Below are 21,906 nucleotides of genomic sequence, written 5' to 3' on the forward strand. Positions count from 1 at the left end.
TTGCAAATTCCGGAGCTGTGATGAAGCCTCATCCCCGCGCTGAAGAGCAGGATGATCTCCTGCGTCCCCGCCTGACCGACATGATTGATCTACGCCACGAATTGGCGAAGCTGGAAAAGCTAATCGACTGGGAGTTCTTCGAGACGGAATGGGCCGGTTTCTTTCCTTCCACGACAGGGCGGCCAGCCACATCGCCGCGCCTCGTCGCGGGGCTGCTGTATCTCCAGCACGCTTGCCGGCTGTCCGACGAGGCTGTGGTCGCCCGTTGGGTTGAGAATCCGTACTACCAGCATTTCACAGGTGAGGTGTTCTTTCAGCACCGCCCGCCGATCGATCCCTCCTCGCTGACCCGCTGGCGCAAGCGGATCGGAGAGGAAGGGGCCGAGTGGCTGCTCACCAAGACTATCGAGGCTGGGCGCACCTCCGGTGCCATTGATGACGGCAGCCTGTCGCGCGTCGCGGTGGACACGACGGTGATGGAGAAGAACATCGCCCACCCGACCGACGCGCGCCTGTACGAGAAGGCCCGTCGTCAGCTTGTCGCCCTCGCGATTGAGGCTGGGATCACGCTGCGCCAGAACTACAACCGTCTGGCACCGCGCCTGGCGCTACAGGCCGGTCGCTAAATTCACGCCAGACAATTCAAGCGCATGCGCAAGGCATTGAAAAAACTGAAGGGCTATACCGGCCGCGTCCTGCGCGACATCCGCCGTCACCTGGATGAGATCCCCGACGGTTCTTTCCGCGAGCGCGCGCTGGACCGGCTCGTGCTGGTCGGGCGCATGCTGCATCAGGCCCCGAAGAGCAGCGGCAAGATCTACGCTTTGCATGAACCCGAGGTCGACTGCATCTCCAAGGGCAAGGCCCGCAAGCGCTACGAGTTCGGCACCAAGGTCAGCCTCGCTACAACCATCGACGAAGGCTTCGTTGTCGGCATGCGGGCTCTGCCGGGCAACCCTTACGACGGCCATACCTTGGCCGAGGCGCTGGAACAGGTGGAAATCCTCACCGGCCAAATGCCCGCGCTAACGAGCGGCTGGATATCGTGCCTGCGCAGTTGCGGGTGATGGTGACAGTGCGACCCAAATACGCCTGCCGCACATGCACCGACGGGGTCACGCAAGCCCCGACGCCGCCCTGGCTGATCGAGGGCGGGTTGCCGACCGAAGGGGCCATCGCCCATGTGCCCCCTCTCGGCGATGCAAAGCATCGCCTGCCGGTCAACGGGTCAGCAAGTATGCGGACCATCTTCCGTTATACCGGCAGTCGCAAATCCTGGCCCGGTCCGGCCTCGACATCCACCGGTCAACGCTGGCGGATTGGACGGGTGTGGCAAGCTTCCATCTTGGGCCTGTCGTGGACAGACTGGCTGAGCACCTGAGATCGTCCACGAAGCTCTTCATGGATGACCGGTGCTGGACCCGGGCCAGGGACGCACAAAAACCGGCTATCTCTGGGCCTTGGCGCGCGACGACAGGAGTTGGGGCGGCGATGACCCGCCCGGCGTGGTCTATTTCTATGCGCCGGGGCGACATGGCGCACATGCCGAAACGTTTCTGACCGGTTTCAACGGGACGCTGCAGATCGACGGCTACACCGGTTATAACCGGCTGACAAAACCATCCCGCAAGGGAGGTGCCCCCATCACCGTAGCGTATTGCTGGGCCCACGCCCGCCGCAAACTGAAGGAAGTCTTTGATCGCGACGGGTCCGAGATCGCTGCCGAGGGCCTGCGCCGGATCGCCGGAATCTACGCCATCGAGAAAGAGATCCGCGGCACATCCCCCGGCCAACGCCTGCCAGCCCGCCAAGCCCGATCCGCTCCTCTGGTCGCCGCCTTCGGTGATTGGCTTCAGGCGCAATGCCTGCGCATCTCAGCCAAGTCACGCCTCGGTGAGAAACTGGCCTACATCCACCGCCACTGGGACGGCCTGCAAACCTTCCTGACCGACGGACGCGTCGAGATCGACTCAAACAGCGTCGAGAACCTCGTGCGCCCGATTGCCCTTAATCGCAAAAACGCATTGTTCGCCGGTCATGACGAAGGTGGTGGCGCGTGGGGCCGCATCGCCTCGCTGATCGAGACATGCAAGATCAACGGCGTGGAGCCCTTTGCCTACCTGAAATCTACACTCGAAGCGATAGCGGCAGGTCATCCAACCAACCGCATCGACGACCTGCTCCCCTGGAACTTCAAGCCGTCAAGCTGAAAGCCACGCGCTGCCCAGACAGCGCTTACGGACGACATGGGTGTCCTATGGTTATTGCGAGCCACGGAGTTGGATCCATGGCCCTTCCCAGATGAATAAAACATCCAAGAGAAATGTTACCTTTATTCCGCAGGCTACACTGAAAGGTTCAAAGCTGCAGAACTCATTCACTGTAGCAATTTCCGTAGCAAATGCTGTAGCAATTCTGAGCCCACCCACACCGAAAACCCTTCTATACTCATGTTTTTAAGGGAAATTGAGTATATCCGCTTCGGATAAATGGTGCCCGGGGGCGGAATCGAACCACCGACACGAGGATTTTCAATCCACTGCTCTACCCCTGAGCTACCCGGGCACCGGAAGGCTTATCGCCTTGGGTGGAGGCCTTCTAGGCGCTGTGCGAAGCAGTGTCCAGAGGCTTTTTGCAAGAAATGCGTCAATGTTCTGTGGGTTTGCGTTTTTCGGCGTCTTCTAAAGCGATTTCAAGGTCTTCCTGATCTTCGCTCGGCAGGGCATAGCCGCCGCTCAACCATTGGGACAGATCAAGATCAGCGCAGCGCTTGGAGCAAAACGGCCGAAAGGCGTGCAAAGTCTCTTCTCCGCAGATGGGGCAGGTCATGTGAGTATCTCCGCCAATGGAAGTCGGCTGCGTTTGCGCTGTAATTCGAAATGGCCCAACGTCGTCCAGCCGACGAGAATAGTCTCTTCCGGATCGGACTTGAATGCGGCCCGGAGCGCGCTCTCAAAGGGGCGGCGATCTTTCTTGGGCATCGGGGCTGCGTCGATGACGATCTGCCCTCCGAGACCCAGGCAGCGCAGGGCGCGGGGGAGGGCGCGCGCGCAGGCCATATTGGCCTTCACACCTGCCGCCAGAGACGTGTCGCTGCCCGTGTTCACGTCGACAGCGATCAGAGCGCGGGTCGGCTCTATATAGAGATAGGAGCCGGCGCCCAGCGCCACCCGCCCGTTGCGAATGCTATCCAACGCTTCGAGGACGCCGCCGCGCTCAAAACTGCCAGCGGTCTGGTCGATCTGGGCCGGGTCGGCCCATTCCCGCCATGCCAAAAGATGCGGAGCCTCGCCTTCGTGCAGGGTTTCAACCTCAGTGCCGATGTCGTCCAGAACCTGCCGCGCGGCCGTGACCATGGCGGTAATATCGTCGGCAATCGCCTCCGGATCCGCCCCGGCGCAAGCAGAGCGCAGGATAAGGCCATAGCTCGCATCGCCCATCTCTTCGTGGGCGATCTCCATCAGGCGATCCCGTTCATCTTCGTCCCGAATGGAGCGGGAAATATTGAGCCCGGGGGCGTCGGGGGTCACGATGGCGTAGCGGCTCTTGAACAACAGCTTCTGCGTCACGGGCACCGCTTTGCCCGGCTCGGCGTAGCCGGTCACCTGAACCAGCATCAATTGCCCCGGAGCCAATCCCTTGACCTGTCGCAGGAAGGCCGGGCCATCCGGCGTCGTGAGGAACATTCCCCCTTGCCCCTTGATCGCGCGGTCCGCGCGGGCCCGGTAGATGGTTCCCGGTGTTGGCGCGTCGCCCGCAACGAGAATATCCTCAAGCAGGCCGTCAACCATGAGCGCAGCAGCCTCGCGTCCGTCGATATGATCCAGCAGGATCTGTGTGCCTTTCATTGGGCCATATCCTTGTAAAGAGGGTATCCTGCGGCCTGCAGCAGGGATGCAGTTTCCGCCAGTGGCAAGCCGACGATGCCAGTAAAGGAGCCGCTGATCCAGGGTATGAGGGCCCCGGCGGGCCCTTGGATCGCGTAGCCACCTGCCTTGCCAATCCAGTCGTCGGTCGCGAGGTAGTGGTTCAGCTCCTGATCCGACAGACGTTTCATCTTGACCATGCTGACAACATCCCGCTCCCAGAGCTGATCACCCCGGCGGAGCGCGACTGCCGTAATGACGCGATGGCGTCGCCCCGACAGGGCAAGCAGAAACTCTGCGGCTTCGCCAGCGTCACGGGGTTTGCCCATGATGCGACGCCCCAGGGCAACCGTCGTATCAGCACAGAGCACAAGATCCTGCGGATCGGCCGCGACAGCCATGACTTTGCCACGGGTGACCCGCGTGCAATAGGGACGCGGTAGTTCGCCTTTTTCGGGGCTCTCATCAATATCCGGGGGGCGGATTTCATCCGGCACGATCCCCAATTGAGCCAACAGCTCCAGACGCCTGGGGCTACCCGAGCCGAGAATGAAGGCCATGCCTTAACTCCTGTTGTTTGATTGCTTCGTCATAGCCCTGTCGAGATCGGCAGAAAAGCCCAGAGCCAGGAACGGCGAAGCCCGATAGCAAAAGCCCGGCTCAATTGGGCCGGGCTCTTTACCGTCTTGAGGGGTGCTTACTTGAAGCGGTAGTTGATCCGACCCTTGGTAAGGTCATAAGGGGTCATTTCTACCTGAACCCGGTCGCCTGCCAGAACACGGATGCGATTCTTTCGCATCTTGCCTGCCGTATGCGCGATGATTTCATGGCCGTTTTCCAGCTCGACCCGAAACGTCGCGTTTGGCAGGAGTTCCTTCACGACACCGGGAAATTCGAGCGTATCTTCCTTGGCCATGTTGTCTCCATATCTGTGTTGCCCGGATAAACCGGGATGTGCGCTTAAATGAGCGCATTTGCCCTGATTTTCAAGGGCGCTTTTATACCAACTCTTGGTTAACGACAGGTTCTATGCGCGATTCCTGATCTTTCCAGTGGGTTCTGTTGCGCACAACCCCCTCTTTACGGACTTTCGCGATCATCTCACGGTCAACTTCCGCATAGGTCCAACCGGGCTGATTCAGGCTCCCTTCGGCAAAAACACCCGTCGCCGGAAAGCCCGTGTCGGGGGGGCCGAAAATCCCGCCCATCCCAACGTTTTCCTCCACCGCCTCAGACCAACGGGCGGCCCCGACGGTTGAGGACATGGCGGTCACGCATTGCTGCTCCAACGCGCGCGCCATGGAGCCGATGCGCACCCGCCAATATCCGGCCAGCGCCTCAGTACAGGAGGGGACAAGAATAAAGTCCGCCTCCGACACCGCACGCGCCAGCAAGGGATATTCGCTGTCGTAGCAGATCAAAACCGCGATCTTTCCGATGGCAGTTTCAAAGACCTTCAGCGGCCCGCCCGTCACCACGTCCCAAGGGTCCCGTTCGAACATGGTCATGATTTGCTTGTCCTGATGGCCGCGCGCCCCGGTTGGTGTGTAGAGTTCCGCGCGGTTCACCGGCCGTGAAAAACCGGCGTGGACCGGAGCGGAGGCGCCAAGGATATGCAGCTTGTACTCGGCCGCGAGCTTCAGGTGCAATTCGGCGACGGCTTCCATCTTTTCGGAGACCGACTGAATGGATGCTTCGAGGTTCCCGGCGATCGCCGCTCCGTCCAGCGTCGAGAGCTCCATGGCGCCGTACTCGGGAAAAACCAACAGGTCTGCCTTGTTCCGCGCTGCTGTCGACACCCAGTCCGAGAGTTTGTCTTCGTATTGCGACCAGCTGTCGAGCCAGTCGAGCGGGTAGGCGGCGGTTGCGATCTTCATGTCATACTTCTCCGGTGCGCGATGGCCGTAGGAAGGTTGGCGCATCTATTTTGCAGAATAACGTTATTTTCGAGGCCCCAGAGGTGGGGGCAGGTATTCTTTGGATCGTCAGAGGTCCCTTATCCAGAACTGAAGGGATTTTCGCGATTGTTGGTCTTGATCGATATCTTTCCACGAAAACTCTGCCTCAACATTGATCAATGGGGCGTAGCCACGTTTGCGCCAAAAGGGATCAAGCGGAGAATAATCGGCTGGCTTGAGAGGATGATCGTCCGGACGGGTCACACTGCAAAACGCCGCTTTGTCATATCCGGACCGCCGGGCATGCGCTTCGCGCACATCAAAGAACGCGTGCCCGGCTCCTTGGCCGCGATACTCGGGCAGCAATACCGACTCGGCGCAGTAAAAGATTCTGCTGAGATCCAGTCCGCTCCCGTCAAATGCCTGCGCGAAATCATCGGCGTGATCGGCCAGAGGCGTTCCCGTTGCCGCGCCCACCAGCTGTTCCCCATCGAATGCACCGACCACAATCGCCTCTTTGCTGGTGCGATAGCTTTGCAGGTAGTGTCGTTCGTAGGCGAGATCGCCATCGTAGAGATAGGGCCAGAACCGGAAGACCTCAATGCGCAGGCGCGCGACCTCATCCAACGAGGCTTCCAGCGCGGCACCTGTCAGGGCATGGATGCGCAACGACATCAGGCAGAGACCTGTTTGATCCAATCCGCAAGGTTGTAATAGGTGGTGACCCGGGTGATGAGCCCGTCCCGCAGATCGAAAAATGAACCCGCCGGCAACTTGTACGTCTGACCGCTTGCGTCCGGCAGGCCCGCGTCGGTCTCAAGGTAGGTGCCATTTACCGTGTATTCCGCTGCGGCGCGATCAGCGGTTTCATTGGTCAGGATGACCAAATCCGTCAGCTCTTCCTTGTAGCATCGGCTCATATGGGTGCAAAATTCCGCGAATTTCGCTTTGCCAACGCGGATTTCGCCCTCATTCACATGGTGCGCCACGTCATCGGCGAGGCACTCTATCATGCCGTCGGTGTCATCGGCGTTGAAGGCGGCGAAATAGCGGGCGATCGTATCGTTCATTCAAATCTCCATCGGGGTGCCCCAGCGCGCCGTCAGCCGCTCCAGGATCTGGTCTCTGGTCTGTCTGTAGCTTTCTAGCTTCGCCTCACGTGTCTCGCCCAGCCCGGTAGGGTCCATAATCGGCCAATAATCGACATCGAGGTGAAAAAGCCGCGTGAGTTCCAGCGCGCGGCGCTGACTGGCGGGAGAGAGCGCAATCACGAGGTCATAGGCGGAGATGTCATCGCCCCATTCCTCCATCTCGTCGAAGGACCGCGAGCGGTGACGTGACAGCTCCACCCCGATTTCCTGACAGACCGTGATGCAGAAACCATCGATTTCCATATCGTTCTTGACACCGGCCGACTGCACATAGGTGCCGGTGCCATAGAGTTTTTTCATGATCCCTTCGGCCATCGGAGATCGGACCGCGTTATGGTCACAGCAGAACAGAACGGACTGCGGAAGAGCCTCCACCCATCAGCCTCCGAAGTGCAAAACGCAAATCAGCGTGAAAAGCCTGCGGGCGGTGTCGGTGTCCAGCTCCGCCTTGCCGTCGAGACGTTCCTGCAGCACGCGGCTGCCTTCGTTGTGGATGCCGCGCCGCGCCATATCGATGGTTTCGATCTGACTGGGGGGCAGGGTCTTGACCGCGTTGAAGTAGCTTTCGCAGATTTGATAATAGTCTTTCACCACCTGCCGGAACGGCATCAATGACAGGTGAAATTCCGCAGCTTTTTCGCCCTCTTCGGTCTGGATATCAAAGACCAGCCGTTTATCGCGAATGGAGAGAGAGACGTGGTAGGGGCCGTCCGGTGCCGCGAGGCCATCTTTCGGCGGCAGAATAAAGCTGTTTTCCTCAAGCAGGTCAAAGATGGCAACCTTGCGTTCCTGCTCGATCTCCGGTGTCGGAGCGGGCAGGTTGCTGTCATCAAGTTCAAAGTGGCTGATCCGGCTCATATCTCTGGTCCCAAATCCATCTCATCTATTGACCTAGCGGATCATTGCCGTTCGCACAATCGATCCGGATCCTGACGCAACGCAATCACTGCGCAACTTTTGCGTCAGCGCGCCATCAAATCCGAAGGGACGTCTGGAAAGCCGCCGCTGCGCGCCCTGGCGTCAAGGATTTGTTAACCACGGGCATGCGCTGATCAAGATATGCCGGATAGAGACACGGTCCGGCCTGCAAGAGGCTCAGCATTGCGGAGGGCAGCCCGCAAAGCTGAGCCTTGATATTTTTTGCATTGCTTCCTCAAGTGGCTTCACGCCTGCGTGTGAGGGTCAACGGTTCAGCGCGTCCAGCCGCGCGCGGATTGACAGGCCATGGGCCTCCAGACTTTCACTCGACGCAAGCGTCGCCGCCGCAGGCCCCACCGCCCGCAGCGCCTCGGGGGTCATATGGCTAAGGGTCGTGCGCTTGAGGAAGTCCATCACCGAAAGGCCGGAGGAGAACCGGGCGGAGCGTGCCGTGGGGAGCACATGGTTCGGCCCGCCAATATAGTCGCCGATGGCCTCGGGCGTATACTGTCCCAGAAAAATGGCGCCCGCATGAATGGTCTGTTTGCTCAGGGCCTCCGGATCAGCCACGCAAAGCTCCAGATGCTCCGGCGCAATCCTGTCGGAGAGGGTCGCGGCTTCCTCCATGTCCCGAACCACGATGACGGCGCCAAAATCGCGCCAGCTCGCCCCGGCAATGGGGCTGCGCTCCAGCGTTTCCAGACGGGCCTCGACAGCCGCGACGACAGCCCGGCCGAAGGCTGCACTGTCTGTGATCAGAAGGGATTGCGCGCTTTCGTCGTGTTCGGCCTGGCTCAGCAGGTCCAATGCGATCCAATCCGGGTTGTTGTCCTCGTCGGCGATGACGAGGATCTCGGAAGGGCCCGCGATCATATCGATGCCCACCTTGCCAAAGACCCGGCGTTTGGCAGCCGCGACAAATGCGTTTCCGGGGCCTGTGATCTTATCCACCGGAGCAATGGTATTGGTTCCATATGCCAGTGCCGCAATCGCCTGCGCCCCTCCGACCCGGTAGATTTCATCCACGCCAGACAGCCTCGCGGCCAGCAGTACCAGCGGGTTGATCTGCCCGTCCGGGGTCGGGACCGTCACCGCAAGGCGCGCGACACCGGCCACCTTTGCGGGCACAGCGTTCATGAGAACAGAGGAGGGATAGCTGGCCAGCCCGCCCGGCACGTACAAGCCCGCAGCCGAAACCGCCGACCAGCGCCAGCCAAGCGTTGCCCCTGCATCATCCGTCCAGGAGCGATCTTCGGGCATCTGCTGTGCGTGATACGCCCGGATGCGGGCGGCAGCCATCTCCAGCGCCGCGTGTTCCGCCTTGGGAACATTGGCAATAGCGGCGTCGATCTCGGCAGAGGAAATACGCAATTGCGATGCATCGTCCAGCGCCAGGCGATCGAATTTTGCCGTCAGCTCCAGCAAGGCCTGATCCCCACGGGAGCGCACGTCGGCGATGATCCCCGCCACTGTCGCGTCCACATCCGGGCTGTCTTCGCGCTTGGCGTTCAGAAGCGTGACAAAGGACTGTTCAAACGTACTGTCCGTCGTGTCGAGGAAAACGGGCATTGCGGCCTCCTTCAGAATTTGACCCTGCTTAAACCGCTGTCCCGCTGGTCTCAAGGCGTGGGATCACTCGCCGTGCCGTGGCATATGCCCAGAAGGCGCCACATAGGGCCTGGTCACATCCTTGAGCGTCACATCGATAGCCTCCACCGAGAGGCGTATGGCGCCATCACCCGCCAGCGTCAGAAGGAGATGGCCCGCCCCATCCTCGCCCGGTTCGAAGGTGAGGGACAGCAGCGACAGAACGAGATCCGTGTCGCGACGGTCCACCCCCTGGGACGCAACACCCAGGACGTTTTCTGCAACCAACAATGACTGCACCCGCTCAAATGCGCGCCCGCGCCGCTCTGCTGCGGCCCGGTCTTCCCAGCGGAACCGGTTCACCAAAAGCGCGAAGCGACGTGCGGATGGTTGCCAGGTCATCTCTGTCACGGGAAAAACCGCATCCTGAACCAGAGAGGAAATGACGTCCAGATCCACCAGATCGCAGGCGCCCAGATTGAGCGGGCGTTCGCGGCCATCTTCAAAGGTTGCGTCTGACATCAGCTTTCCTTGATGCGTTCGATTTTTGCACCCACCGCCGACAGCTTGCGCACCACATGTTCGTAGCCACGATCAAGGTGATAGACACGGCTGACCTTTGTCTCGCCCGCCGCAGCAAGCCCCGCAAGGATCAGTGACACCGAGGCCCGCAGATCGGTGGCCATCACCGGCGCTCCTTTCAGACGATCAACACCGGTCACCTTGGCGGTGCCGCCGTGGACGTCGATCTGCGCGCCCATGCGGATCAGTTCCGGCGCGTGCATGAAACGGTTCTCGAAGATCCGCTCTTCCAGGGTTGCAACGCCGTCTGCCGTGCACATCAACGCCATGAACTGCGCCTGCAGGTCGGTTGGAAAGCCCGGAAAGGGTTCTGTGACCACATCAACCGCGCGAACCCGGTCCACCACGCGGCGCACCCGCAGACCGCTGTCGGTTTCGCTGATCTCCACCCCGGTGGCTTCCAGCTTGGCGCAGAACGCTTCCAACAGATTGCGGCGCCCGCCAAGCAGCTCGACTTCGCCGCCACATATTGCCGGGGCCAGCATATAGGTCCCAAGCTCGATCCGGTCGGTCACCACCGGGTGCGTCGCCCCATTCAGCCGGTCCACCCCCTGAATGGTGATCGTTTCGGTACCTTCGCCTTCGATCTGCGCGCCCATTTTGCGCAGACACTCGGCCAGATCGATAATCTCGGGCTCTCTGGCGGCGTTTTTCAGAACCGTCGTGCCTTTGGCCAGGGTCGCTGCCAACAGCGCGTTTTCCGTTGCTCCGACCGACACAAAGGGGAACTCGACCACGCCGCCCTGCAACCGCCCGCCAGGTGCTTTGGCGTGGACGTATCCGTCGCGAAGATCCAGCTCCGCGCCCATGGCCTCCAGCGCCTTGAGGTGAAGATCAACCGGACGCGCGCCAATCGCACAGCCACCGGGCAAGGACACGACCGCCTGTCCGTCACGTGCCAACATGGGCCCGAGAACCAGAATGGACGCCCGCATCTTGCGCACGATATCATAATGCGCCGTATGATTGTCGAGCGCGTGGCTCGACATGGCCAGCACTTTGCCATCCTGCAGGGCCGACACTTCCGCCCCAAGCGATTGCAGCAAGGAGGTCATCGTGCGGATGTCACTTAACCGGGGCGCATTGGTCAGGGTCAGCGGCTCTTCGCTCAGAAGCGTCGCGGGCATCAGCGTCAGGCAGGCGTTTTTGGCCCCTGCGATGGGAATCGCACCGTTTAGCGGGCCATTTCCGGTTACCAAAATCGAATCCATCTGCTCTATCCTTTAGCGTCGCCCGAGGCGTCGTCTTTTTGTTCGGACCGTGCCTTGGCTTGTGCCTTGCGCCGGGCCATGTTCGCCTTCAGGGCCGCTTTCAGGCGATCCTCACGGGCGGCCCCGGGTCGGTTACCGGTAGGTTTCTTTTTCTCTGCCATACACCGTGTCTAACTTAGTCGAAAAAAAGCGTCCAGATCCTCTTGCATCCCCTACCGAATATGCATAGAAGCCCGCTCACAGAGACGCCGCAATTCAAAGGTGAACTGCTCTCTTCGGGGAGTGCTTTGAAAGACTGACGGCTTCGAAGTGACATAGTGCTGCTGTGGCTCAGTGGTAGAGCACCCCCTTGGTAAGGGGGAGGTCGTGAGTTCGATCCTCACCAGCAGCACCATTTCATACTTTCTTCTGGAAAAATCTCCGAACGCCCTTGTGAATCTCCTAATACACAGCAGAGCAAGGTGTTTATTGGTGTTCCATATGTTTTTCAAACCTCACCGCATACGGGAGAGGGTCTTGGTCTGAACCATGCGGTTGACGAGTCCCAAGGGTCTCTCATCAGCAACTTTCACTTGGCGCGTTCATCCGGAGGCTCAACGGATCGCTGTGGCCGACCTCTCTCGAAGTGCCAGAGCCTTTGACGGAGGGCAGCCCTTCTCATCAGAGCCTTCCCACCCGGGGACCGCCGGGGCAGGATCGCAGCTGTCAAAATGGGGCAACCAGTTTCCGCATCATTGAGTCAGTGAACGGTTTAGGCAGTTTCGCCGGCCGGGCCGATTTTTCAAGTCCCCGTGGCGTTCGATTAATGTCCCGGGTCGACATAACGGCCAGTCGGCACTTTGGAAACAGCCGGTGCCCGAGGTGCAGAATTTCCCATCCGGACGCGCCCTTGTCCAGATTCAGGTCGCTGAGCACCAGATCCAGCCCGGGCTGCCGGTGCAGTTGGCTCTTGCCTTCGCTGAAACTTCCGGCGCGGATCACGACATAGCCCAAACGTTCCAAGGTCTCTGCTGCAGATGCCAGATAGGCGGGATCGTCATCAACCACCAATGCGGTTCCCGGCTTGAACATCTCACCGGGCTGGCCGCTGTCCTCTGCCAGTGCGGGAAACCAGAGGGTCACAGTCGTGCCCCGATGCGGCCCCTCCGTGCGAGAGGCGAGGGTCATGTGGCCACCGGATTGGTGGACAAAACCGTCGACCATGGACAGCCCCAATCCCGTGCCACTGCCGTCCGCGCGGTTGGAATAGAAGGGCTCTGTGGCGTGGCGCAGTACCTCCGGCGTCATGCCGGAGCCGGTGTCCTGGATAGAGAGCTGCGCCCCGTCTTCGTCGCTGACGCGCACGTGAATGTGGCCGGTTTCGCCGATCGCCTGGCCCGCATTGACGCAAAGGTTCAAAATCGCGCTTTCCAATTGCCCCGGATCTACTTTCGCGAAAACTGGCCGTGGCGGACTCTCAACCTCCATCTTGACCGTGCTCGGCACCGCAATTTCCAACAGATCTGCCATGCCCTCGACCAGCAATCCGATGTCCGTCACCTGCGGTTCCAGATGTTGCTTCCGGGCAAAAGCCAGCAGTCGCTCTGTGAGCGAGACACCCAGATCCAGGGCAGATCTCAGACGGGTATGAAGGTGGCGGCTTTCTTCCGGAACAGCGGCCTCCAGCAGGTGCAGATTGCCGGAAATGCTTGACAGGATATTGCCAAAATCATGGGCGACCTCGCCAGACACTTTTCCCAGCGCCTCGACCCGGCGAATTTCCTCCAGCCGTTGCTCAACCCGTTTTCGTTCGGTGGTTTCCGACAAAAGCCAGACCTCTTCGCCGCTGGGCAGAGGCGAGCGGCGCAACTCCAGGACGTTGCCGGCGGGATCGGCATATTCCTCAAAACCGCCATGTTCGCTCGCGGAGGTGCGCCGCGAAAAACGGGAGTCTGCGATCAATTCAGAAACCTGTGCGCGGGTGGCGTGCTCCGCCGCTGGCAACCGCAGGAGCTGCCGCAGTTTGTCGTTCTCGGCCTCGATCCAGCCCTCGGCGGAGGCAATCGCCACGCCGTCTTTGATGTTGCGAAACACCCGCGAAAACAGCGCGTTCTGGTGGCCAATCTGCCGGGTCCGGCGCTCCAGCTTGCGGGCGCTTTCGCGAAAGACGTGAAAGGCCGCATAGAGCTGGCCAATCTCATCCTCGGACTTCGGACCCTGAGGCAGCACGGTGCGGTGGTTCCCGGAGGCAAGCCGGCGCATGGCCTCGGAAATGAGTTGCAGGTTGCGCGCCACGTAGCGCGACACATAAAGCGAGGATGTGATTGCCACCAGCAAGCTCGCAACCGTCAACGCCAGAAATGCGTTTTTGGCAAATTCCAGGTTGTTGGAGGTCTCGGCGCGGGCCTGTGACAGGCGTTCTTCTGCGAGAGCAACCTTGATCTCGGCAAACGTGCTGACGCGGCGGGCCTCCTGCCGGATGCGAAACAGCGCGTTTTCGGCATCCAGCCGCGCCGCCAGATCGCGGTGTTTCAGCACGAACAGGGTCTCTCCGCGCAGGGCGGTCTGTTCGATCTCGGCCAATGTCGCCTGATGAACCGGCAAAAGCTGCGGCACCACTGCATCCCGTCGCCTTGTAAAGTGACGGCTGAACTCTCCGAGTTCAATGAGCGCATTGGCCCGGACCGCACCAATTGCGCTCGCTGTGAGCTGTTGCAGAGCGGACCAGCCCTCCCGCTCTGCCAGCGGCAGAGCCGCGTCGCTGGTCAAGCGCCGCACCCGTTGATCGAGCCGCACCATATCGCTGGCGATCGCCTCCAATGCCGCCTGCCGCGCCGTCTGCGGTGCCAGTGCGGATGTCAGATCATCGATGGCCGAGCGCAGACGCGCCACAGGCAGTTGCAGTTCCGGGTCACCCGCCGAGAGAGCTTCGATCCGATCCAGGTTTGCCCGGACCCTCGCCGCTTCCTGTTCCAACTGAAACGGCGGAAAAAGCGCATGCAAGAAGGGGGCAGAGGTCGCCAGATCGGCAGATTCGCGTGACAGATCCAAAGCTTCGGAGACTTCCGCCAGCGTGTCTTTGTGCAGAACATTCATCCAAAGCTCGGTGCGGTTCAGCACCAGCAATCCAATAGTGCAGACCAGCAGGATCAGGCCAAACAGAACAGCGATCGCCGCGGAAAGGCGGAAGCGGACACTCAAATCGGAAATTGAGGGCATTACGTGCCTTCTGGCGACAGGTGGAAAACATAGCCTTGGGCGCGGCGGGTCTGCAGATGCACAGGTTTGGACGCAACAGGCTCGATCTTGCGGCGCAGTCGTAAAATCAGCACGTCGATGGTCCGGTCTACATATCGCTGCATATCGGATCCCAATTCTTCCAGCAGTTCGGGCCGTGGGATGACCCTGTTGGGATTGCGCGCAAAATACTCCAACAGGCGGTATTCGGCGTTGGTCAGCGGGATTTCTTCACCGTCTGCATCCAGCACGCGACGGGTCAGCACATCGATCCGCTTGGAGCCAAAAACAATGCCTTTGCCGGAGCTCGCACCAGGCTTCGACGCCCCATGGCCATAGCGTCTGAGGACCGCTCGGATTCGCGCGACCAGTTCGCGGGGATTGAACGGTTTGATCAGATAGTCGTCCGCCCCGGTTTCCAGCCCGATGATTTTGTCGATCTCGTCGCCGACGCCGGTCAACATCACGATTGGAATTTCGTAGCGTTCGCGAATGTGGATCGCCAGGGTCAATCCAGACTCTCCACGCAAGCGCAGATCTATCAGGGCCAGATCCACCGGCGGCGGGTCGCCCAGCGCCATGAACGACGGGATGTCAGGACAGCACACCGCATCAAACCCACTTTCGCGCATCAAGGCAGACAGGGTAACGCGCACGCTCTCGTCATCGTCCACAATGGCAATGAGAGGTCCGGAGAGTGGTTCGGTTTTGCCCATCTGTATGCAACTTCTTCCTGTAACGTCGCGCCGCATCAGAATTCCGCCAAGTCCGGAATCTCCGCGATTCAGTGACGCAGATCATGTCAGGTTTTAAGGCGGTAGGGGCGGGTTTGTAATATTGTTAACATTAAACAGGCGTTCCGTCTGTTCCATTAACAGAGGCGGTCTCGCCTCGGCGCGCCGCCCGCTCCTATCCTCGGCGGGTCAGCGCATTGCCTTTGGCCGGACGGCGAGAGGCATGCGTGAAAAGGGAGGAAACCATGACACCATTTATTACCCGAGCTGCAACCGCACTGGGCATCCTGTCCGCGAGCGCCTTTGCGGCAGCTGCCGCAGACTGTGCCGACCGTGGCGCACTTGACGAACTCTATTGTGACGCCAATGGCGACCTGGTCGCAGATACCCCGACCGATCCTGCGGAGCTTCAAAATCCGGATACTCTGGTCTTTGCCTATACCCCGGTCGAGGATCCGGCAGTGTATGCAGACATCTGGGCCCCCTTCATCGCGCATATGGAGGAGGTCACGGGCAAGAATGTGCAATTCTTTGCCGTGCAGTCCAACTCCGCCGAGGTCGAAGCCATGCGGTCCGGCCGCTTGCATGTGGCGGGGTTTTCAACCGGTCCGACCCCCTTCGCCGTGAACCTCGCAGGGGCCGTGCCCTTTGCCATCATGGGCGCGGAGGACGGCCAGTTCGGCTATAAGCTGCAGGTGTTCACTCAGGCAGACAGCGACATCAAAGAGGTCAAAGATCTGGCGGGCCGCCGCGTTGCTCATACCTCGCCGACCTCCAATTCCGGGAACCAGGCGCCGCGCGCATTGTTTCCGGCGCTCGGTATCGAACCTGACAAAGACTACGAAGTGACCTACTCCGGCTCTCATGACCAATCCATGTTGGGCGTTGTGGCCGGCGACTACGACGCGGCCCCGGTGGCCTCCGAAGTGGTCGAGCGGATGGCTGAGCGTGGCCTTTATGATGAGGCGGACGTGCGTATGATCTGGGAAAGCGATCCGTTCCCGACGACCTCCTTCAATCTGGCGCATAACCTGGATCCCGCGCTGGCCGAGAAGATCAAAGAGGCCTTCTTCACCTTCGAATTTGCCGGCACCAAGCTGGGTGACGAATTCTCAGGCGTCAGCAAGTTCATTCCGATCACCTACCAGGATCAATGGGCGGTCATTCGTCAGATCCAGAAATCCAACGGTGTGGAATATACCCCTCAGGGGCTGGCCGGGAACTAACCTGCCCCCCTGCGAATGCCCGGAGAGCGCAGTCTGCTGTCCGGGCAGTTTTTCCAGCCTTGCGACCCCCTTGTGGGGCGCACGTCATAGGCAGAGCTGCGCTATGCCGGAGGAAACCCAATGCTAAAAATCTCCAAACTGACCAAACGATACGGGGCCGGCGATCCGGTGCTCAAGGAGCTGGATCTGACTGTCGAAGGTGATCAGTTGACCTCTGTGATCGGCTCGTCGGGGGCCGGCAAAAGCACGCTGCTGCGGTGTATCAACCGGCTGGTTGAACCCACGTCCGGCTCCGTCGATCTGAACGGCACAGAGTTCACCACCCTCAACCGCCGTGAACTGCGCATTGCGCGCCGCCGCATTGGCATGGTCTTTCAAAGTTTCAATCTGATCGACCGCCTGACTGTGATGGAAAATGTGCAATCGGGTCGGTTGGGCTACATTTCCACCTGGGCCGCGCTGAGCCGCCGCTACCCGCGGGAGGACATCCGCCACGCCTATGAGCTGATGGAGCGGGTTGGCATTGCCCACTACGCAGACCGCCGCGCCGATGAACTCTCGGGCGGTGAGCGCCAACGGGTCGGAGTCGTCCGGGCATTGATGCAGCGCCCCGAGATCCTGCTGGCGGACGAGCCCACGGCTTCGCTCGATCCCAAGACCTCCGAGCAGATCATGTCGCTGCTGCGCGATCTGGCCTCCGAGTTGAAATTGCCTGTCATTATCAACATCCACAATGTGACCGAAGCAAAGGAATACAGCGACCGGATCGTCGGCATGCGCTACGGGCGCATCATATTTGACGATTTGCCTGGCAAACTGGACAAGGCGGAGATGGATGAAATCTATGCCGGCGTTCCCGCCATGGACCGTGCCGAAGTCGGGGCCGTCGCATGACCCCGGACAAAGCCATCTGGCGCAAGCCCCCCTTTATCCGCAACCCGGTGCTCAGATACGGGCTATATGCAGTCCTCACCATATATATTGTTGCGACTCTGGCCACATTGCCCATTGACTGGGATCGTGTTTCCGACGGGATGCGCCGGGCACAGCGGATTTTCAGCGGCGCCTTTCCGCCAAATTTCGACCGGTCCGGACTTTTGATCGACGGGTTTCTGGAGAGCCTGAAGATCGCCATCCTGGCAACCGTCGGCGGCATTCTCCTGTCTGTGCCTCTCGCCTTCATGGCGGCGCGCAACATCGCAATCAAACCGGTCTATTTCCTCGGCCGGGGGATCATTATCGTGGCCCGCAGCTTTCACCCGGTCATTGTCGCCATCATCTTTGTGAAGGCGGTCGGGTTTGGCCCCTTTGCCGGGGCTCTGACATTGGTGGTTTATTCCGTCGGTTTCGTGGCAAAGCTGCTGGCAGAACGGATCGAGGAGATCGATTTCGGCCAGGTGGAGGCCATGCGGTCCGTTGGTGCGGGCTTCCTCGCCACGTTGGCCTATGCGGTCGTGCCGCAGATCATGCCACGGCTTGTCGGGCTGGGGATCTATCAGCTGGACAGCAACCTGCGGGCCTCCGCCGTGGTCGGCATCGTTGGCGCAGGTGGCATCGGCGCCACGTTGGCCAATGCCTTTGGCCGCTACGACTATGACTTCGCCCTTGCCATCACAATGGTCATCGTCGGCGTCATTCTCCTGTCTGAGGCGGTGAGCGGATTTATCAGAAAGCGGATCGCATGATGGGCACTCAACCTCTGCAGCAAACACTCGATCACTGGTCCCGCTTCACCCTACGCCAGCGCCTGATGCGTTATGGTGGCCTGCTGTTTACCGTGCTCGTCGTGGCCTGGGCCCTCAGCAGCATCGACGTGATCTGGGAATGGGTGTGGGACGCCCCGACGCAGATGGGCGATCTGTTCGCCCGTATGATGCCGCCGGATCCCAGCAATCTGCCCTCGATACTTGAGGCCATCTGGCAGACGGTGAACATCGCGACACTGGCCACCATGATTGCTGTCGTCGTCTCCCTGCCTGTCGCCTATATCTCGGCGCAGAACACGACGCCAAACCGGGTGACCCTGTGGATTGGCCGCTTTATCCTGGTCTCTTCGAGGTCCGTAAATACGATCATCTGGGCGCTTCTTTTCGTCGCGATCTTTGGCCCCGGAATTGTCGCCGGTATCGTGGCTATCATGTTTCGTTCCATTGGTTTTTTGGGCAAACTTCTGGGCGAAGCCATCGAGGAGATTGACCAGAAGCCGGTCGAAGCGCTGGAGGCCTGCGGGGCATCACGCTTCAAGATCGTGCTCTACGCCATCGTGCCGCAGGTGATGCCCGCCTTCTTTGCGGTTGCGATCCTGCGCTGGGATATCAATCTGCGTGAATCCACCGTGCTGGGGCTGGTGGGCGCTGGTGGCATCGGGATGATCCTGCAAGGCGCGATCGATACGTTCAACTGGCCCGAGGTCTCCATGGTGCTGCTCACCATTCTCGCGCTGGTCGTGTTCGGAGAGGTTGTCTCGTCCTATATGCGCAAGAAAATCCTGTAGTCCATCTGGCGGCCAGTCAGGCTGGCCGCCAGATACGCGTGTCGTTCAAACCTATCGCCGGGATCAGAGAATTGTCCTGAGATAGGCCAGGGAGGCCTCAAAATCCCCTTCGATATGCGGGATACGAGCCGCCTCCAGAGCCAGAGTGCCCGTGTAGCCGATGGATTTCAGGGCATCGATCTGGCCTTTAAGGTTGGTCTGACCCGTCCCGTAGTGTTTCCAGGTCATTTTCCCGTCGATGAACTCACCGTCTTTCAGGTGCACGTTGCAGATATACGGTTTCAGCCTTTCGAATCCCTCTTCGAACGTCGTTTTTTCCGCCTCATAGAGATTTCCGGTGTCCCAGACATAGCCGAATGTGGGACGGTCGACGGCTTGCATCAGGGCAAGGCAGCTCTGCGATGTATCGGCCCAGGTGCCCGGCAGGTTCTCCAGTTGGACGTTGATGCCGCGTGCCGCCGCGCGGTCGACCATATCGCCCAGCAGGGTCACCACCTGCTCAAAGGTGGCGGCATCATCGCTGGCGCTGCGCTGCGGAGCGAATGTGATCAAAGCGGGCGCTGAGATGACTTCGGCCATATCCATGCTCATCGACCAAAGCTGGTCTTTGTGGAGGCTGACAAGATCGCTACCCATCGGAATGCCGATCAGATTTCCAGCTGAGGCGGCGGAATATTCGATGCCATATTCGGTCCGTGCGCCTTTCAGAACGCGCCATGCGTCGCCGGTCAGAAGCGGGAACCGCTTGCCTTCGACGGTACGCGCCTCGAATGTGGTGATGCCATGTTCCACGGCGGTTTTGAGAATAGTATCAAGGGTGTTTGGCGACGTGAGCGGGGCAACCTCATTGGTTACGGCGGCGAGTTTCATTGGCTGAGAGACCTTTCGTTTGAATGTCGGTTGCATGTCGTTTGCAGGGTGCGCGACCGGATGCAGGGTGCAGAGCCGCGGGCCCACGCACTGCTCGAACATGCGCCCATCGGACTGACCTCTGCGTCAATTCGCACGTCGAGGCGAACCGTGGGGGACATTGCGGGAATAGGGAAATACAATCCCTGACTGGCGTCATATGCGAGCACGATGCCCCTGTGGCGCATCGGCCGCCGGCTGTGCTGCCAAAGGTGAGGTCCCTCGGGGTCGCGTGCCAGGGACGACGACGGGCGACAACGGGCGACGACGGGTCACCACGGGCTGCTGCGGGGCTGATAACATGCGGTCTGATGCAGCATTTCGGCGCGGCATCGCGAGGCAGTATGCCGTCAGAGCTGATCGATATTATACAACTTGGACACCTCCACTGAAACTCAGAGCACAAAAAACGCGGCACGGACATCCCGGAGACCGCAACATTTCAACGCTCTTAACAGGGAGACTTTCCAATGGGACCCAAGGTTTCAAAACTCAAATTCCGTCTATCAAGCACGCTGACAAGCGCGCTTCTGGCCGGCAGCATTCTGAGTGGCGCCACGGTTGGCGCGGCTGCTGCTCAGGACAAAGTGGTTGTGGCTGTGAGCCCGCTCGGCGCGGATTCCAATCTGTACTGGACCACGACCGGTGCCTTCATCATGCCGTCGTTTCAGACGCTGGTCGGGCAGGATCCTGTGTCCGGCAAATATGACAATAGCCAACTGGCCGAAAGCTGGGAGCACAACGAAGACTTCACCTCCTGGACTTTCCACCTTCACCCGGACGCGGCATTCAACGACGACTGGGGCCCTGTGACGTCGGAAGATGTCATTCACAGCTTCGGCCTGCATGTGGGCGATGATGCGAAACTCAGCGGCATCAGCCTTTTCCGCGAGATCGAAATCACTGCGGTTGACGAGCATACCGTGCGCTTCGACCTGCCGTCGCCTGAACCGAATTTCCTGTTCTCCCACGCGGGCCGCGGCTCGCTCGTGATCTATAGCAAGGCCCAGTACGACGCCGAGGGGCTGGACGGCTATGAAAGCGCCCCGGCCGGTTCGGGCCCGTTCAAATACGAGGGCCGCGAAGTCGGTCAATCCATCCTGTTCAGCACGGTCGAGGACCATTGGACCGGAACAACCCCCGAATATGACGAGATAGAATTCCGGTGGGTGAGCGAGCCCTCGACTCGTCTGGCAATGCTGTCCGCAGGCGAAGCCCATGTGGTCACACTTCCCCGCGATCTGCAGGACGATGCCGTCGAGGCAGGTGAAAAGGTGATCGTGTCCAGTGCCGGCGCCATGCAGACGACCATGCTGTTCACGGGGCAGTTCATGAACCCCGAGGCCGAAGAAAATCGGGATGCGCGTAGCTATGCCTGGGCGGATGTCCGGGTGCGGGAGGCGATGAACCGCGCGCTGGACCGGGACGCCATTCTCGAAGCGCTTTATGGCGAAGGGGTCGGCGCCTTGTCTGTCTACACGATGGATCCGCGCTTTCCTGGCTATTCCGAGGCGCTCGCGGAGCGTTTCGATGCGGACTACGGATATGACCCCGAGCGGGCGATGGAATTGCTGGCCGAGGCGGGATATCCGGACAGCTTTGAAAATCCAAAGATCCCGCTGGTGGTGACGAGCCTCGCAGGCAACCCCGAGTTCGCGCAGATGGCCGAGCTGGTACAGGCCTATTTCGATCTCGTCGGCCTCCAGACAGAGATGCGGGAACAGGACTGGGCCACAGGAAACACCGCCATCCGGGGCTTCAACGCTGATTTCGTGACCCCGATGCGCAATGCGCCTGTGCGCCCGAGCGCGCTGGGCTCGCAGATCTTCTTCACCACCCATGCAAGCCCGCATCTCGATGTCGGTGACCCGGAGTTGAATGACCTCGGCGCGGCTCTCATCCAGGAGACCGATCCTGCCAAGCGGGACGGGACGCTGCAGGCGATGTACACACGTATATTCGATACCTACGCGCATCTTCCGATGGCAACGGTGCCCGCATCCGTTGTGGTGAACAGCGCGTTGGTCGAGGGCTGGAGCTTCCCCGGATCAACCTCCTCCGGTCTGAGCCATTTCGAGCTGCTCGATCTCAAGTAAGGCCCGCGCCTTTTGCAG

Annotated in this window: 20 protein-coding genes, 2 tRNA genes and 2 pseudogenes; 8 read left to right on the plus strand and 16 right to left on the minus strand. The window is 60.2% G+C overall.

Annotated features, from left to right (window positions below; all coding sequences use genetic code 11):
- Positions 1-20: 20 nt before the first annotated feature.
- Both FGE21_RS09170 and FGE21_RS09175 read left to right on the plus strand, forming a co-directional pair.
- Positions 21-1,022, plus strand: a pseudogene (locus FGE21_RS09170) (IS5 family transposase); the annotation flags it as partial.
- Positions 995-2,210 (plus strand): annotated as a pseudogene (locus FGE21_RS09175) (IS66 family transposase); the annotation flags it as partial. The pseudogenes FGE21_RS09170 and FGE21_RS09175, both read left to right, overlap by 28 nt.
- Positions 2,211-2,490: 280 nt before the next feature.
- Here FGE21_RS09175 and FGE21_RS09180 read toward each other — a convergent pair.
- The 13 genes from FGE21_RS09180 to murA form a co-directional block, all read right to left on the minus strand.
- A tRNA-Phe gene (locus tag FGE21_RS09180) sits at positions 2,491-2,565 on the minus strand.
- Between the two features lie 81 nt (positions 2,566-2,646).
- Entirely contained in the window at positions 2,647-2,829 is a 183-nt protein-coding gene (locus FGE21_RS09185; protein WP_139662995.1) for a DNA gyrase inhibitor YacG, read from the minus strand.
- A complete protein-coding gene (locus tag FGE21_RS09190) occupies positions 2,826-3,848 on the minus strand; it encodes a ribonuclease E/G (RefSeq protein WP_139662996.1) in 1,023 nt (340 codons plus the stop codon). Before FGE21_RS09190 ends, FGE21_RS09185 begins: the two co-directional genes overlap by 4 nt.
- Entirely contained in the window at positions 3,845-4,426 is a 582-nt protein-coding gene (locus FGE21_RS09195; protein WP_139662997.1) for a nucleoside triphosphate pyrophosphatase, read from the minus strand. The genes FGE21_RS09190 and FGE21_RS09195 overlap by 4 nt, the downstream gene beginning before the upstream one ends.
- A gap of 137 nt (positions 4,427-4,563) precedes the next feature.
- A complete protein-coding gene (infA, locus tag FGE21_RS09200) occupies positions 4,564-4,782 on the minus strand; it encodes a translation initiation factor IF-1 (protein WP_005620785.1) in 219 nt (72 codons plus the stop codon).
- A gap of 82 nt (positions 4,783-4,864) precedes the next feature.
- Positions 4,865-5,743 carry a carbon-nitrogen hydrolase family protein gene (locus tag FGE21_RS09205; protein ID WP_139662998.1) on the minus strand — a complete coding sequence of 293 codons (879 nt, stop codon included), beginning with the start codon at positions 5,741-5,743 and terminating at the stop codon, positions 4,865-4,867.
- A 108-nt stretch (positions 5,744-5,851) separates the two neighbouring features.
- Positions 5,852-6,439, minus strand: coding sequence for a GNAT family N-acetyltransferase (locus tag FGE21_RS09210; protein WP_139662999.1), 588 nt, complete (start codon positions 6,437-6,439; stop codon positions 5,852-5,854).
- A complete protein-coding gene (locus FGE21_RS09215; RefSeq protein ID WP_139663000.1) occupies positions 6,439-6,834 on the minus strand; it encodes a ketosteroid isomerase-related protein in 396 nt (131 codons plus the stop codon). The genes FGE21_RS09210 and FGE21_RS09215 overlap by 1 nt, the downstream gene beginning before the upstream one ends.
- Positions 6,835-7,290 (minus strand): low molecular weight phosphatase family protein, encoded by a 456-nt coding sequence (locus tag FGE21_RS09220; protein ID WP_139663001.1) that lies wholly within the window; start codon positions 7,288-7,290, stop codon positions 6,835-6,837.
- A gap of 3 nt (positions 7,291-7,293) precedes the next feature.
- Positions 7,294-7,773, minus strand: coding sequence for a UPF0262 family protein (locus FGE21_RS09225; RefSeq protein ID WP_139663002.1), 480 nt, complete (start codon positions 7,771-7,773; stop codon positions 7,294-7,296).
- Positions 7,774-8,097: 324 nt separating this feature from the next.
- Positions 8,098-9,402, minus strand: a complete 1,305-nt coding sequence (gene hisD, locus FGE21_RS09230) for a histidinol dehydrogenase (RefSeq protein WP_139663003.1) — start codon at positions 9,400-9,402, stop codon at positions 8,098-8,100.
- 63 nt (positions 9,403-9,465) lie between these two features.
- Positions 9,466-9,942, minus strand: a complete 477-nt coding sequence (locus FGE21_RS09235) for a DUF2948 family protein (protein WP_139663004.1) — start codon at positions 9,940-9,942, stop codon at positions 9,466-9,468.
- Positions 9,942-11,213 (minus strand): UDP-N-acetylglucosamine 1-carboxyvinyltransferase, encoded by a 1,272-nt coding sequence (gene murA, locus FGE21_RS09240; protein WP_139663005.1) that lies wholly within the window; start codon positions 11,211-11,213, stop codon positions 9,942-9,944. The genes FGE21_RS09235 and murA overlap by 1 nt, the downstream gene beginning before the upstream one ends.
- Positions 11,214-11,532: 319 nt before the next feature.
- Here murA and FGE21_RS09245 point away from each other — a divergent pair.
- Positions 11,533-11,607 (plus strand) — tRNA-Thr (locus FGE21_RS09245).
- A 311-nt stretch (positions 11,608-11,918) separates the two neighbouring features.
- Here FGE21_RS09245 and FGE21_RS09250 read toward each other — a convergent pair.
- Together FGE21_RS09250 and FGE21_RS09255 are read right to left on the minus strand one after the other, a co-directional pair.
- A complete protein-coding gene (locus tag FGE21_RS09250; protein ID WP_139663006.1) occupies positions 11,919-14,411 on the minus strand; it encodes an ATP-binding protein in 2,493 nt (830 codons plus the stop codon).
- Positions 14,411-15,145, minus strand: coding sequence for a winged helix-turn-helix domain-containing protein (locus tag FGE21_RS09255; protein ID WP_139663007.1), 735 nt, complete (start codon positions 15,143-15,145; stop codon positions 14,411-14,413). Before FGE21_RS09255 ends, FGE21_RS09250 begins: the two co-directional genes overlap by 1 nt.
- 263 nt (positions 15,146-15,408) lie before the next feature.
- Between FGE21_RS09255 and phnD the strand changes: the two genes are divergently transcribed.
- The 4 genes from phnD to phnE (FGE21_RS09275) all read left to right on the plus strand — a co-directional run bounded on the left by phnD (position 15,409) and on the right by phnE (FGE21_RS09275) (position 18,883).
- Entirely contained in the window at positions 15,409-16,389 is a 981-nt protein-coding gene (gene phnD / locus FGE21_RS09260) for a phosphate/phosphite/phosphonate ABC transporter substrate-binding protein (protein WP_139663008.1), read from the plus strand.
- A gap of 120 nt (positions 16,390-16,509) precedes the next feature.
- The gene (gene phnC / locus FGE21_RS09265) at positions 16,510-17,283 is read left to right on the plus strand and encodes a phosphonate ABC transporter ATP-binding protein (RefSeq protein WP_139663009.1); all 774 of its coding nucleotides are present in this window, start codon (positions 16,510-16,512) and stop codon (positions 17,281-17,283) included.
- The gene (phnE, locus tag FGE21_RS09270) at positions 17,280-18,074 is read left to right on the plus strand and encodes a phosphonate ABC transporter, permease protein PhnE (RefSeq protein WP_139663010.1); all 795 of its coding nucleotides are present in this window, start codon (positions 17,280-17,282) and stop codon (positions 18,072-18,074) included. Before phnC ends, phnE (FGE21_RS09270) begins: the two co-directional genes overlap by 4 nt.
- Complete coding sequence (phnE, locus tag FGE21_RS09275; RefSeq protein ID WP_370285612.1) at positions 18,074-18,883, plus strand: phosphonate ABC transporter, permease protein PhnE; 810 nt, start codon at positions 18,074-18,076, stop codon at positions 18,881-18,883. Before phnE (FGE21_RS09270) ends, phnE (FGE21_RS09275) begins: the two co-directional genes overlap by 1 nt.
- Positions 18,884-18,946: 63 nt before the next feature.
- On the opposite strand, the gene FGE21_RS09280 is transcribed toward phnE (FGE21_RS09275), so the two are convergent.
- The gene (locus tag FGE21_RS09280) at positions 18,947-19,753 is read right to left on the minus strand and encodes a sugar phosphate isomerase/epimerase (protein WP_139663012.1); all 807 of its coding nucleotides are present in this window, start codon (positions 19,751-19,753) and stop codon (positions 18,947-18,949) included.
- A 509-nt stretch (positions 19,754-20,262) separates the two neighbouring features.
- Here FGE21_RS09280 and FGE21_RS09285 point away from each other — a divergent pair.
- Positions 20,263-21,888 (plus strand): ABC transporter substrate-binding protein, encoded by a 1,626-nt coding sequence (locus FGE21_RS09285; protein ID WP_139663013.1) that lies wholly within the window; start codon positions 20,263-20,265, stop codon positions 21,886-21,888.
- The last annotated feature ends 18 nt before the right edge of the window (positions 21,889-21,906 follow it).

The sequence above is a fragment of the Phaeobacter sp. B1627 genome, assembly GCF_006265095.1.
Lineage (GTDB): Bacteria > Pseudomonadota > Alphaproteobacteria > Rhodobacterales > Rhodobacteraceae > Epibacterium.